Source organism: Streptomyces sp. MMG1533, assembly GCF_001279775.1.
GTDB lineage: Bacteria > Actinomycetota > Actinomycetes > Streptomycetales > Streptomycetaceae > Streptomyces.
The window spans coordinates 211,885-224,251 of sequence record NZ_LGDG01000001.1 but is presented as its reverse complement, the minus strand read 5'-3'; the positions used below and the strand labels follow the sequence as shown (position 1 = coordinate 224,251).

Below are 12,367 nucleotides of genomic sequence, written 5' to 3'. Positions count from 1 at the left end.
AGATGAGCACGCAGACACCGGACAGCTTCGAATGGACCGAACTCGACCGGCGTGCCGTCGACACCGCCCGTCTGCTGGCGGCTGACGCCGTGCAAAAGGTCGGCAACGGACACCCGGGCACGGCGATGAGCCTGGCCCCGGCGGCGTACACGATCTTTCAGAAGGTGATGCGTCACGATCCGGCCGACCCGGAGTGGACGGGCCGTGACCGCTTCGTCCTGTCCCCCGGCCACACCTCGCTCACCCTCTACACCCAGCTCTTCCTCGCCGGGTACGAGCTGGAGCTCGACGACCTGAAGTCCTTCCGGACCCATGGGTCGAAGACGCCCGGGCACCCCGAGTACGGCCACACGGCCGGCGTCGAGACCACCACCGGTCCGCTCGGGCAGGGTGTCGCCAACGCGGTGGGCATGGCGATGGCCGCCCGCTACGAGCGCGGCCTGTTCGACCCGGAGGCCCCCGAGGGCGAGTCGCCCTTCGACCACACCATCTGGGCGATCGTCTCCGACGGCGACCTGGAGGAGGGCATCTCCGCCGAGGCGTCGTCCCTGGCCGGCCACCAGAAGCTCGGCAACCTGGTCTTCCTCTACGACGACAACCACATCTCCATCGAGGGCGACACGGCGACCGCGTTCTCCGAGGACGTGCTGAAGCGGTACGAGGCGTACGGCTGGCACGTGCAGCGGATCGAGCCCGCCGAGGACGGCGACATCGACGTCCACGCCCTGTACGCGGCCCTCAGGTCCGCGCAGGCCGACACCGAGCGGCCTTCGATCATCGCGATGCGCACGATCATCGCCTGGCCCGCGCCGAACGCCCGGAACACCGAGGCCTCGCACGGCTCCGCTCTAGGCGAGGACGAGGTCGCCGCCACCAAGCGCCTCCTCGGCTTCGACCCGTCGCGGTCCTTCGAGGTGGCGGACGAGGTCCTCGCCCACTCCCGCCGGGCCCTCGACCGCGGTGCCGAGGCGCACGCCGCCTGGGACAAGCGGATCGACAAGTGGCGCGGCGCCCAGCCCGAGCGCGCGAAGCTCTTCGACCGGGTCGTCGCAGGTCAGTTGCCCGAGGGCTGGGAGGACGCGCTGCCGGTCTTCGAGGAGGGCAAGTCCCTCGCGACGCGCGCCGCCTCCGGCAAGGTGCTCCAGTCACTCGGCGCGGTGCTCCCCGAGCTGTGGGGCGGCTCCGCCGACCTGGCCGGCTCGAACAACACCACCATCGACAAGACGAGCTCCTTCCTGCCGAAGGGCAACCCGCTCCCGGAGGCCGACCCGTACGGCCGCACGATCCACTTCGGCATCCGCGAGCACTCCATGGCCGCAGAGATGAACGGCATCGCGCTGCACGGCAACACCCGCATCTACGGCGGCACGTTCCTCGTCTTCTCCGACTACATGCGCAACGCCGTCCGGCTGTCCGCGCTGATGCAGCTGCCCGTGACGTACGTCTGGACGCACGACTCCATCGGCCTCGGCGAGGACGGCCCGACCCATCAGCCGGTCGAGCACCTCGCGTCCCTGCGCGCCATCCCCGGCCTGAACATCGTGCGGCCGGCCGATGCCAACGAGACCGCCATCGCCTGGGCGGAGATCCTCAAGCGGCACGCCACCAACCCGGCCCCGCACGGTCTCGCGCTCACCCGCCAGGGCGTGCCGGCCTACACCCCGAACCCGGAGGCGGCTCGCGGGGGTTACGTGCTCACGGAGTCCTCCACCGAGACCCCGGACGTCGTCCTCATCGCCACCGGCTCCGAGGTGCAGCTCGCCGTCGCCGCGCGGGAGCGGCTGGAGGCCGAGGGGGTCGGCACCCGGGTGGTGTCGATGCCGTCCGTGGAGTGGTTCGAGGAGCAGCCGCGCAAGTACCGCGAGAGCGTCCTTCCCCCGTCCGTGAAGGCCCGCGTTGCGGTCGAGGCCGGGATCGGCCTCACGTGGTACCGGTTCGTAGGTGACGCAGGACGCATCGTCTCCCTCGAACACTTCGGCGCCTCCGCAGACGCGAAGACCCTGTTCACCGAGTACGGCTTCACCGCCGAGAACGTCGTCGCCGCCGCCAGGGAATCCCTCGCCGCCGCGCGCGGTTGATCCGATCGCCAGAAAGAAGATGATCAAAGTGACCGAAGCAACCGCGACCGCGGGAGCACTCAAGCGCCTGTCCGACGAGGGCGTCTCCATCTGGCTGGACGACCTGTCGCGCAAGCGGATCGAGTCCGGCAACCTGGCCGAACTCATCGCGACGAAGCACGTGGTGGGCGTCACCACCAACCCGTCCATCTTCCAGGCCGCCATCGGCTCCGGAGAGGGCTACGAGGAGCAGCTCACCGACCTCGCCGTGCGGGGCGTCACGGTCGACGAGGCCGTCCGCATGATGACGACCGCCGACGTGCGTGCCGCAGCCGATATCCTGCATCCCGTATACAGGGCGACCGGCGGCCGTGACGGCCGGGTCTCCATCGAGGTCGACCCGCGCCTCGCCCACGACACGACGGCCACGATCGCCGAGGCCAGGCAGCTCTCCTGGCTGGTGGACCGCCCGAACGTCATGATCAAGATCCCGGCGACGAAGGCGGGCCTGCCGGCCATCACCGAGGTCATCGGTGCCGGCATCAGCGTCAACGTCACGCTGATCTTCTCCCTGGAGCGGTACCGCGAGGTCATGGACGCCTACCTCGCCGGCCTGGAGAAGGCCCGGGCGAAGGGCCTCGACCTCTCCGAGATCCACTCCGTCGCCTCCTTCTTCGTCTCCCGCGTCGACTCCGAGATCGACAAGCGGCTGACGGTCATCGGCACGGACGAGGCCCTGTCCCTGAAGGGGAAGGCGGCGCTGGCGAACGCCCGGCTCGCCTACGAGGCGTACGAGACCGTCTTCGCCGGTGAGCGCTGGACCACCCTCGGCGGCGCCAGGGCCAACAAGCAGCGGCCGCTGTGGGCGTCGACCGGTGTGAAGGACCCCGCGTACAAGGACACGCTGTACGTCGACGATCTGGTCGCACCCGGCACGGTCAACACGATGCCGGAGGCCACGCTCGACGCGACCGCCGACCACGGCCGGATCACCGGCGACACCGTCACCGGCGGCTACGCGCAGGCCCGCGCCGACCTGGCCGCCGTGGAGAAGCTCGGGGTCTCCTACGACGAGGTCGTGCAGCAGCTGGAGGACGAGGGCGTCGCCAAGTTCGAGGTGGCCTGGCAGGACACGCTGGACGCCGTGACGAAGTCCCTGACCAGCAAGGGGGTTGACGGGGAATGAGCGAGGAACTTCCCGAAACGACGGCTCCGGTAACAGCGGAGACCGAGGAGACCGAGCCGGAGGTGACCGTCCCGGTCCTCCCCGCGGCCGACTGGTCCAACCCCCTGCGCCACCCCCAGGACCGCCGCCTCCCCCGGATCGCCGGCCCGTCCGGTCTCGTGATCTTCGGTGTCACCGGCGACCTGTCCCGCAAGAAGCTGATGCCGGCCGTCTACGACCTGGCCAACCGCGGCATGCTCCCGCCGGGCTTCTCCCTGGTCGGGTTCGCCCGGCGCGACTGGGAGGACCAGGACTTCGCGCAGGTCGTGCACGACGCGGTCCGTGAGCACGCCCGCACGCCGTTCCGTGAGGAGGTCTGGCAGCAGCTCGCCGAGGGCATGCGGTTCATCCCGGGCGACTTCGACGACGACACGGCGTTCAAGCAACTGCGGTCCGCCGTCGACGAGTTGGACGCCTCGCGCGGGACGAGCGGCAACTACGCCTTCTATCTCTCCGTACCGCCGAAGTTCTTCCCGAAGGTCGTCCGGCAGCTGAAGAAGCACGGCCTCGCGGACGCCCCCGAGGGTTCCTGGCGACGCGCGGTCATCGAGAAGCCGTTCGGGCGGGACCTGAAGAGCGCGCGTGAGCTGAACGCGCTCGTGCACGACGTGTTCGAGCCGGACCAGGTCTTCCGCATCGACCACTACCTCGGCAAGGAGACCGTCCAGAACATCCTGGCGCTCCGCTTCGCCAACCAGATGTACGAGCCGATCTGGAACCGGTCGTACGTGGACCATGTGCAGATCACGATGGCCGAGGACATCGGCATCGGCGGCCGCGCCGGCTACTACGACGGCATCGGCGCCGCACGGGACGTCATCCAGAACCACCTCCTCCAGCTGATGGCGCTCACCGCCATGGAGGAGCCGGCCGCCTTCGACGCCGAGTCGCTGCTCACGGAGAAGCTGAAGGTGCTCAAGGCCGTGAAGCTGCCGGAGGACATCGGCGCCCACGCGGTGCGCGGACAGTACGCGGCGGCCTGGCAGGGCGGCGAGCAGGTGCGCGGCTACCTCGACGAGGACGGCATCGACCCGGCCTCCACGACGGACACGTACGCCGCCATCAAGCTGAACGTCGACAACCGCCGCTGGGCCGGTGTGCCCTTCTATCTCAGGACCGGCAAGCGCCTCGGCCGCCGGGTCACCGAGATCGCGGTCGTCTTCCAGCGGGCCCCGCACTCCCCCTTCGACTCCACGGCCACCGAGGAGCTGGGCCAGAACGCGATCGTGATCCGCGTCCAGCCCGACGAGGGCATGACGGTCCGGTTCGGGTCGAAGGTGCCGGGCACCTCGATGGAGATCCGGGACGTGACGATGGACTTCGCCTACGGCGAGTCGTTCACGGAGTCCAGCCCCGAGGCGTACGAGCGGCTCATCCTGGATGTCCTGCTCGGCGACGCCAACCTGTTCCCCCGTCACCAGGAAGTGGAAGAGTCCTGGAAGATCCTCGACCCGATCGAGGAGCAGTGGGCGAACCACGGCAGGCCGGCGCAGTATGCGTCGGGCAGCTGGGGACCCGAGGAAGCCGACGAGATGCTCGCACGAGACGGACGGAGCTGGCGCAGGCCATGAAGATCGACCTGACCGACACCACGGCAAGCAAGATCAACAAGGCGCTGGTGCAGGGCCGCCGCGCCATCGGCACCCCCGCCGTGGGCATGGTCCTGACGATGGTCATCGTCACGGACGAGGAGAACGCCTACGACGCGATCAAGGCGGCCGAGGAGGCCTCGCACGAGCACCCCTCGCGCACCCTGGTCGTCATCAAGCGGCACGCCCGCACCCCGCGCGACCGCACCAACTCCCACCTCGACGCCGAGGTGCGGGTGGGCGCCGACGCGGGCACCGGCGAGACGGTCATCCTGCGGACGTACGGCGAGGTGTCCGACCACGCCGACTCCGTCGTCCTGCCGCTGCTGCTTCCGGACGCACCGGTCGTCGTGTGGTGGCCGGTGGACGCCCCGGAGAACCCGGCGAAGGACCCACTGGGCGCACTCGCCCAGCGCCGGATCACCGACCTGTACGCGGTGGAGAACCCGCTCCAGGTGCTTCAGGCCCGGCTCCGCTCCTACGCGCCCGGCGACACCGACCTCGCCTGGACCCGCCTGACGCCGTGGCGTTCGATGCTGGCGGCGGCCCTGGACCAGGCCCGGGTGAAGGTGACCTCGGCGGCAGTGGAGGCCGAGGAGGAGAACCCGGCCGCCGAACTGCTGGCCCGCTGGCTGGAGGCCCGCCTCGGCGTCAACGTCAACCGGGTCGTCACCGCGGGGCCGGTGGTGACGGCCGTACGCCTGGGCACCGCGAACGGCGAGATCGTCATCGACCGCCCCGAGGGCCCGCTGGCCACGCTGTCCCTGCCGGGCCAGCCCTCGCGCACCCTCGCACTGAAGGTCCGCACCACCTCCGAACTCATCGCCGAGGAGCTGCGGCGCCTCGACGCGGACGAGATGTACGCCGTCGCCCTGCGGGGCGAGGGCACCAAGGAGATCCCCGCACATGTCTGACTCCCCTTCCGAGTCCCCCAGGCTCACCCGGCGACCGCAGTGGGCGGCCCTGGAGGACCACCGCGCCCAGTGGCACCCGCATCTGCGTGAGCTGTTCGCCACGGACCCCGCCCGCGCCGAGCGGTACGTCGTGCGCGTCGGCGACCTGCGCATCGACTACTCCAAGCACCTGATCACCGACGAGACCCTCGCCCTGCTCCAGGAACTCGCCGCCGCCACCGACGTGTTCGGGCTGCGCGACGCCATGTTCGACGGCGAGCGGATCAACATCACCGAGGACCGCGCCGTACTGCACACCGCGCTGCGCGCCCCCGCGAACGCGGTGATCGAGGTCGACGGCGAGAACATCGTCCCCAAGGTCCACGCGGTCCTCGACCAGATGAGCGACTTCGCAGGCCGCGTCCGCTCCGGCGAGTGGACCGGCCACACCGGCAAGCGGATCAAGAACATCGTCAACATCGGCATCGGCGGCTCGGACCTGGGCCCGGCGATGGCGTACGAGGCCCTGCGGGCGTACACCGCACGGGAGTTGACGTTCCGGTTCGTGTCGAACGTGGACGGCGCCGACCTGCACGAGGCCGTGCGCGACCTGGACCCGGCGGAGACCCTGTTCATCGTCGCGTCCAAGACGTTCACCACCATCGAGACGATCACCAACGCCACCTCGGCCCGCTCCTGGCTGCTGCACGGCCCCGGCGGCCTAGGCGAGGACAAGGCCGTCGCGAGCCACTTCGTGGCCCTGTCGACGAACGCGGAGAAGGTCACCGAGTTCGGCATCGACCCGGACAACATGTTCGAGTTCTGGGACTGGGTCGGAGGCCGCTACTCCTACGACTCCGCCATCGGCCTGTCCCTGATGATCGCCATCGGCCCGGACCACTTCCTGGAGATGCTCGACGGTTTCCGGATCGTCGACGAGCACTTCCGGAACGAACCCGCCGAGGACAACGCCCCGCTGATCCTGGGCCTGTTGGGCATCTGGTACGGCAACTTCTTCGACGCCCAGTCGCACGCCGTCCTGCCCTACAGTCACTACCTGTCCAAGTTCACCGCGTACTTGCAGCAGCTGGACATGGAGTCCAACGGCAAGTCGGTGGACCGTGACGGCAGTCCGGTGGAGTGGCAGACCGGCCCTGTGGTGTGGGGCACGCCCGGCACCAACGGGCAGCACGCCTACTACCAGTTGATCCACCAGGGCACCAAGCTCATCCCGGCCGACCTGATCGGCTTCGCCCGCCCGCTGGGCGAGCTGAACGACGACCTGGCGGCGCAGCACGACCTGTTGATGGCCAACCTGTTCGCGCAGGGCCAGGCGCTCGCCTTCGGCAAGACCGCCGACGAGGTGCGCGCGGAGGGCGTCGCCGAGGAGCAGGTGCCGCACCGCACCTTCAAGGGCAACCACCCCACCACGACGATCCTGGCCAAGGAACTCACCCCGTCCGTCCTCGGCCAGCTCATCGCCCTCTACGAGCACAAGGTGTTCGTCCAGGGCGCGATCTGGAACATCGACTCCTTCGACCAGTGGGGCGTCGAGCTCGGCAAGGTCCTCGCCAAGCGCGTCGAGCCCGCCCTCACCCAGGGCACGGACGTCCCCGGACTCGATCCCTCCACCGCCGCCCTCGTGGCCACCTACCGCGAACTGAAGAAAGTGAACTGACATGCAGTTGGGACTCATCGGCCTCGGCAAGATGGGCGGCAACATGCGCGAGCGGATCCGCCGCGCCGGCCACACCGTCATCGGCTACGACCGCAACCCCGAAGTCTCCGACGTGAGCGGCCTGCCCGAACTGGTCGGCAAGCTCGAAGCCCCGCGCACGGTCTGGGTGATGGTCCCGGCCGGCGCCCCCACCCAGTCCGTCGTCGACGAACTCGGCGACCTCCTCTCCCCCGGTGACACCGTCGTCGACGGCGGCAACTCCCGCTGGACCGACGACGAGAAGCACGCCGCCGAGCTCGGTGCCAAGGGCATCGGCTTCGTCGACGCGGGCGTCTCCGGCGGCGTGTGGGGTCTGCAGAACGGCTACGCCCTGATGGTCGGCGGCGACAAGGAGCACGTCGACCGGCTCCAGCCGATCTTCGACGCCCTCAAGCCCGAGGGACCGTCCGGTTATGTCCACGCGGGCAAGGTCGGCGCCGGGCACTTCTCCAAGATGGTTCACAACGGCATCGAGTACGCCATGATGCAGGCGTACGCCGAGGGCTGGGAGCTGCTGGAGGCGGTGGACTCGGTCACCGACGTGCGCGAGGTCTTCCGCTCCTGGCAGGAGGGGACCGTCATCCGTTCCTGGCTCCTCGACCTGGCCGTCAACGCCCTCGACGAGGACGAGCACCTGCACAAGCTGAAGGGCTTCGCGCAGGACTCCGGCGAGGGCCGCTGGACCGTGGAGGCCGCCATCGACAACGCGGTGCCGCTGCCTGCGATCACGGCGTCGCTGTTCGCCCGGTTCGCCTCCCGTCAGGACGACTCGCCGCAGATGAAGATGATCTCGGCGCTGCGCAACCAGTTCGGCGGCCACGCCGTCGAGTCGGCGAAGTAGGTCCGGCCGTGGGGGATCTGCTGCTGGTCCGCCACGGCGAGACGGAGTGGAGCAGGTCGGGACAGCACACCAGCTGGACCGACCTGCCCCTCACCCAGCACGGCGAGGAACAGGCCAAGTCCCTCGCTCCGCTCGTCTCGTCACGGACCTTCGCTCTCGCGCTGGCCAGCCCGCTGGGCCGCGCGATACGCACCGCCGAACTGGCGGGCATCAGCGGGGTCGTGACCGATCCCGACCTGCACGAGTGGGACTACGGCGCCTACGAGGGCGTCACCACCATCGACATACACCGGACCCGGCCCGACTGGTACCTGTGGACCGACGGTGTGCCGCCCGGCCCCGACGGGCATCTGGGCGAGTCGCCCGCCGAGGTGGGACTGCGCGCCGACCGGGTGCTCGCCCGGGTGGACGCCGCCCTGCACGAAGGCGACGTGATCCTTATCGCGCACTCCCATTTCCTGCGGGTACTGACGGCACGCCGGCTGGGACTGGATCCGGCGGACGGCCGGCTGTTCCAGCTCGCGACGGCGACATTCAGCCGACTGTCCACAGAACACGGTCGACCGGTGATCGCAGAATGGAACACCCGCCCATAACGACTCCGTGCGGCGGCCCGGGCCACGAACACATCCGGTGGCCCGGGCCCTGGTCGCCGCAGCAGTGCGTGAAGGAGATGGAGCGGGTCGGCGCCGACCGGAACCGTCAACCGGCCGCGACGAGTTGACACCCGAGGTGCGGCACGTCAGAGTCCCGGCTGATGGAGATCGACAACTTGACGCCGGCCGAACTGCGGGTGTGGCGGGCCTTTCCCCGGGGCGAGTCCGTGAACTTCCGTGCCGGGGACGACGAGGACACGGCCGACGGGGCGGGCTGGGAACCCGAACGGACCGTCCGGGCAGCGGTGTTGCGCGCGCTGCTGCTCAACGGACCGCAGGAGGACGGGGAGATAGCCGCCCTGAAACTGTCGGGCGCCCGCATCACCGGCGTACTCGACCTGCGGTACGGGACGGCCGATCACGCCGTACGGCTGAGCCACTGCTTCTTCGAGGAAGCCCCCCTGCTGTACGGCGCCCGGCTGCGCCAGTTGAACCTCAGCTGGTCCGTGCTGCCGGGGCTGACCGCCGCCACGATGAAGGTGGAGGGCGTCCTGCGGATGACGGACTGCCGACTGCGCGGACCGGTCCGGCTCGGCGGCGCCCAGATCGCCGGTGCGCTGTTCCTGGACCGCGCGCACCTCACCTCCCCGGACGGCTCGGAGCCGATGCTCCAGCTGAACCAGGTGACCATCGGCGACGACCTGTGGGCGCCCGGGCTGCGGATCGACGGGGAGATGCGGCTCAACGGCGCGAACATCGCCGGGTCGGTCAACCTGAACGAGGCCCGGCTCAGCCGGCCCGGCCACCACGCCCTCGACGCCGAGACGCTCACCGTGGAGGGCGACCTCCTGATGCGGAACGCGCAGGTACGGGGCTGGATCGGTCTGCGGGGCGGCCGGGTCGCGGGCCGGCTCGACCTGTCGTACGCGATCCTGTCGAATCCCGGCGACGCGGCGCTGCGGGCCAGCAGTTGCACCATCGGCGAGCTCTGGCTGCGCAAGAGCCCCCGCTTGGACGGCACCCTGAATCTGCGTCGCGCCCAGATCGACGTCCTGTTCCTCGAACCGGAGGTGGTCCCAAGCGAGGTGCTGCTGAGCAGCCTCGTGTACACCACGCTCACCCCGCACGAGCCCGCCGAGCGCCGCCTGCCGATGCTGGAGCGCGACGGCGACGGCCATGTCCCGCACTCCTACGAGCAGTTGACGGCCGCCTATCTGCGCATCGGCGACGACCGGGCCGCCCGGCTCGTCCAGCTCGCCAAGCAGCGTCGCCACCGCACCACGCTGCCCTGGTACGGCCGGCTGTGGGGCCATGTCCAGGACGCCACCGTCGGCTACGGCTTCCGCCCGCTGCGCGCCTGCGTGTGGCTGCTGTCGCTGCTCGCGATCGGCTCGGTCGCCTACGCGCTGCACCACCCGCGCCCGCTCAAGCCGTCCGAGGCCCCGGACTTCAACCCGGTGTTCTACACGCTCGACCTGCTGCTGCCGGTGATCTCCTTCGGCCAGGAGGGTGCCTTCGCCCCGGAGGGCCCGTACCAGACGCTGTCGTACGCCCTGGTGATCGCCGGCTGGATCCTGGCCACGACCGTCTTCGCGGGCGTGACCCGGACCGTCAGCCGCCAGTGAGCCGCCGCGCGGTGTGCTGGGCGGCGAGGCGGACGGGGGCGTTCTGGGCTCCGTAGCCCCGGTATCCGCCGTCGCGCTGGACGAGTTCGAAGAAGACGCGTCCGATGGTGGGGGTGTAGCAGTGGCGGAACTCGCCGTGTGCGTCACGGTCGTAGAGGATGCCGAGTTCGCGGTACGTCTCCAGCTCGCCGTCGGTGAACTCGTGGCGGGCGGCCAGGTCGTCGTAGTAGTTGGCGGGGATCGGCAGCAGCCGGCCGCCGGCCTCGACGAAGCGGCGGGCCGCGGTGACCACGTCGTCGGTGGCCAGCGCGATGTGCTGGGCGTGGACCGTGTCGTCGGTGGGTGCCGCGCCGACGGTGAGGGCGATCCGGACGCTGCCGTCGGCGTTGGTGACGGCGCGGCTGCGCATCAGACCGTAGGGGTCGGCGACGTCCACGCTCTCCTGCGCGTGCAGGCCGAGCACGCTGCGGTGGAAGAGGGTCGCCTCGTCGAAGTGGTGCCAGGGCTGGGTGAGGGCGAGGTGGTCGATGCGGGCCGTGCGTCCGGGTGCCGGCGCCTTGGCGATGTCCTCGAAGTCGGCGCGCCAGTTGGGGTGTCCGGGGCGGTCCGTGGCGCAGAAGAACAACTCCGTGCCGTCGGGGGCGAGCACCGCGTCCAGCTGGGCGTCCTCCAGGGCGCGGCGGCGGGGCAGGACGGGGGCCAGCAGTGCCTCGGCACGGTGGGCGGCGGCCGTCGGGTCCGGTGACTCCAGTCCGATCGCGGCGAGCCCGGTGCCGTCACGGCGTACGGCCGTACCGGTGTTGACCAGGAGCCGGGCCTCGCCCTGCTGCCACAGGTCGACGGGTTTGCTGCGGTGCCGTGCGGTGCGGGCGAATCCCAGGGCGCCGAGCACTCCCGAGAGGTGCTCGGCGTCTGGCGTCACGAGTTCGGCGAAGGTGATGCCCGTCGGGGCGACGCAGGCCGGCGGTGCGGCGATGCCGACCGTCTCCTGGAGGACGAGGAGGGAACGCCGGGCGTCCACGGCCGTGGGACCGGCCTCGGCCTGTCGGAAGACGTCGTTGAAGACCTCGAGGGAGAGCGGACCGTCGTATCCCGTATGCAGAACACTGCGGACGAGCGCGGCGACGTCGAAGCCGCCCTGGCCCGGGAAGCAGCGGTAGTGGCGGCTCCACTGCAGGACGTCCATCGCGAGCAGCGGGGCGTCGGCCAGCTGGAGGAAGAAGATCTTCTCGCCGGGGATGTACGCAATGCCTTCGAGGGCCTTGGGATCGGAGTCCCGGGAGAGGATGTGGAAGCTGTCCAGGCAGGCGCCGAGGGCAGGGTGGCCGGCCGTCTCGACGATGTGCCAGGCATGGTCGTACGTGCTGACGTGCCGTCCCCACGCGAGTGCCTCGTAGGCGACCCGGATGCCGAAGTCCTGGGCCAGGTCGGCAAGTTGGCCGAGTTGTGCGGCGGCGAGGGCGTCGTCGTCCACGGCGAGGGGGGAGACGCTGGAGCAGACGAGGACGGTGTCGGCGCCGAGCCGGTTCATCAGCTCGAACTTGTGCCGGGCGCGGCGCAGGTTGCGGGCGAACTCGGCGTGGGGCACGGCCTCGATGTCGCGCATCGGCTGGTAGAGGTCGATGGTGAGACCGAGGTCGGCGCAACGGGCGCGGATCTCCTCGGGGGTGAGGGGGCTGGCGAGCAGGTCGTTCTCGAAGATCTCGACGCCGTCGAAGCCGGCCCGGGAGGCGGCCGTGAGCTTCTCGGTGAGGGATCCGCTGAGGGAGACGGTGGCGATGGACGTGCGCATGTCGATACCTCTGTCTTTCGAGACGCCCGGTA

The 12,367-nt window shown here is 70.2% G+C and carries 9 protein-coding genes; 8 read left to right on the top strand and 1 reads right to left on the bottom strand.

All coding sequences use genetic code 11. From position 1 onward, the window contains the following. Positions 1–2: 2 nt before the first annotated feature. The 8 genes from tkt (at position 3) to ADK57_RS00940 (ending at position 10,543) form a co-directional block, all read left to right on the top strand. Positions 3–2,078, top strand: a complete 2,076-nt coding sequence (tkt, locus tag ADK57_RS00975; protein ID WP_053747358.1) for a transketolase — start codon at positions 3–5, stop codon at positions 2,076–2,078. 19 nt (positions 2,079–2,097) lie between these two features. After that, a complete protein-coding gene (tal, locus tag ADK57_RS00970) occupies positions 2,098–3,243 on the top strand; it encodes a transaldolase (RefSeq protein WP_053747357.1) in 1,146 nt (381 codons plus the stop codon). Next, the gene (gene zwf / locus ADK57_RS00965; RefSeq protein ID WP_234389888.1) at positions 3,240–4,853 is read left to right on the top strand and encodes a glucose-6-phosphate dehydrogenase; all 1,614 of its coding nucleotides are present in this window, start codon (positions 3,240–3,242) and stop codon (positions 4,851–4,853) included. Before tal ends, zwf begins: the two co-directional genes overlap by 4 nt. Continuing rightward, complete coding sequence (gene opcA, locus ADK57_RS00960; RefSeq protein ID WP_053747356.1) at positions 4,850–5,785, top strand: glucose-6-phosphate dehydrogenase assembly protein OpcA; 936 nt, start codon at positions 4,850–4,852, stop codon at positions 5,783–5,785. Before zwf ends, opcA begins: the two co-directional genes overlap by 4 nt. Beyond that, entirely contained in the window at positions 5,778–7,442 is a 1,665-nt protein-coding gene (gene pgi, locus ADK57_RS00955; RefSeq protein ID WP_053747355.1) for a glucose-6-phosphate isomerase, read from the top strand. Before opcA ends, pgi begins: the two co-directional genes overlap by 8 nt. A 1-nt stretch (position 7,443) precedes the next feature. Next, positions 7,444–8,322: a phosphogluconate dehydrogenase (NAD(+)-dependent, decarboxylating) gene (gene gnd, locus ADK57_RS00950; protein ID WP_053747354.1), complete on the top strand. Its 879-nt coding sequence runs from the start codon at positions 7,444–7,446 to the stop codon at positions 8,320–8,322. An 8-nt stretch (positions 8,323–8,330) separates the two neighbouring features. Beyond that, positions 8,331–8,918: a histidine phosphatase family protein gene (locus ADK57_RS00945; protein WP_053747353.1), complete on the top strand. Its 588-nt coding sequence runs from the start codon at positions 8,331–8,333 to the stop codon at positions 8,916–8,918. Between the two features lie 161 nt (positions 8,919–9,079). Then, positions 9,080–10,543, top strand: a complete 1,464-nt coding sequence (locus ADK57_RS00940; protein ID WP_053747352.1) for a hypothetical protein — start codon at positions 9,080–9,082, stop codon at positions 10,541–10,543. Here the strand turns inward: ADK57_RS00940 and ADK57_RS00935 are convergent. After that, positions 10,530–12,335 (bottom strand): bifunctional sugar phosphate isomerase/epimerase/4-hydroxyphenylpyruvate dioxygenase family protein, encoded by a 1,806-nt coding sequence (locus ADK57_RS00935; RefSeq protein WP_053747351.1) that lies wholly within the window; start codon positions 12,333–12,335, stop codon positions 10,530–10,532. The genes ADK57_RS00940 and ADK57_RS00935 overlap by 14 nt on opposite strands. Positions 12,336–12,367: the final 32 nt, after the last annotated feature.

Excerpts from the sequence above, each read along its gene's own strand:
- tkt (WP_053747358.1), top strand. The coding sequence starts at position 3 with ATGAGCACGCAGACACCGGACAGCTTCGAATGGACCGAACTCGACCGG.
- tal (WP_053747357.1), top strand. The coding sequence starts at position 2,098 with ATGATCAAAGTGACCGAAGCAACCGCGACCGCGGGAGCACTCAAGCGC.
- zwf (WP_234389888.1), top strand. The coding sequence starts at position 3,240 with ATGAGCGAGGAACTTCCCGAAACGACGGCTCCGGTAACAGCGGAGACC.
- opcA (WP_053747356.1), top strand. The coding sequence starts at position 4,850 with ATGAAGATCGACCTGACCGACACCACGGCAAGCAAGATCAACAAGGCG.
- pgi (WP_053747355.1), top strand. The coding sequence starts at position 5,778 with ATGTCTGACTCCCCTTCCGAGTCCCCCAGGCTCACCCGGCGACCGCAG.
- gnd (WP_053747354.1), top strand. The coding sequence starts at position 7,444 with ATGCAGTTGGGACTCATCGGCCTCGGCAAGATGGGCGGCAACATGCGC.
- ADK57_RS00940 (WP_053747352.1), top strand. The coding sequence starts at position 9,080 with ATGGAGATCGACAACTTGACGCCGGCCGAACTGCGGGTGTGGCGGGCC.
- ADK57_RS00935 (WP_053747351.1), bottom strand. The coding sequence starts at position 12,335 with ATGCGCACGTCCATCGCCACCGTCTCCCTCAGCGGATCCCTCACCGAG.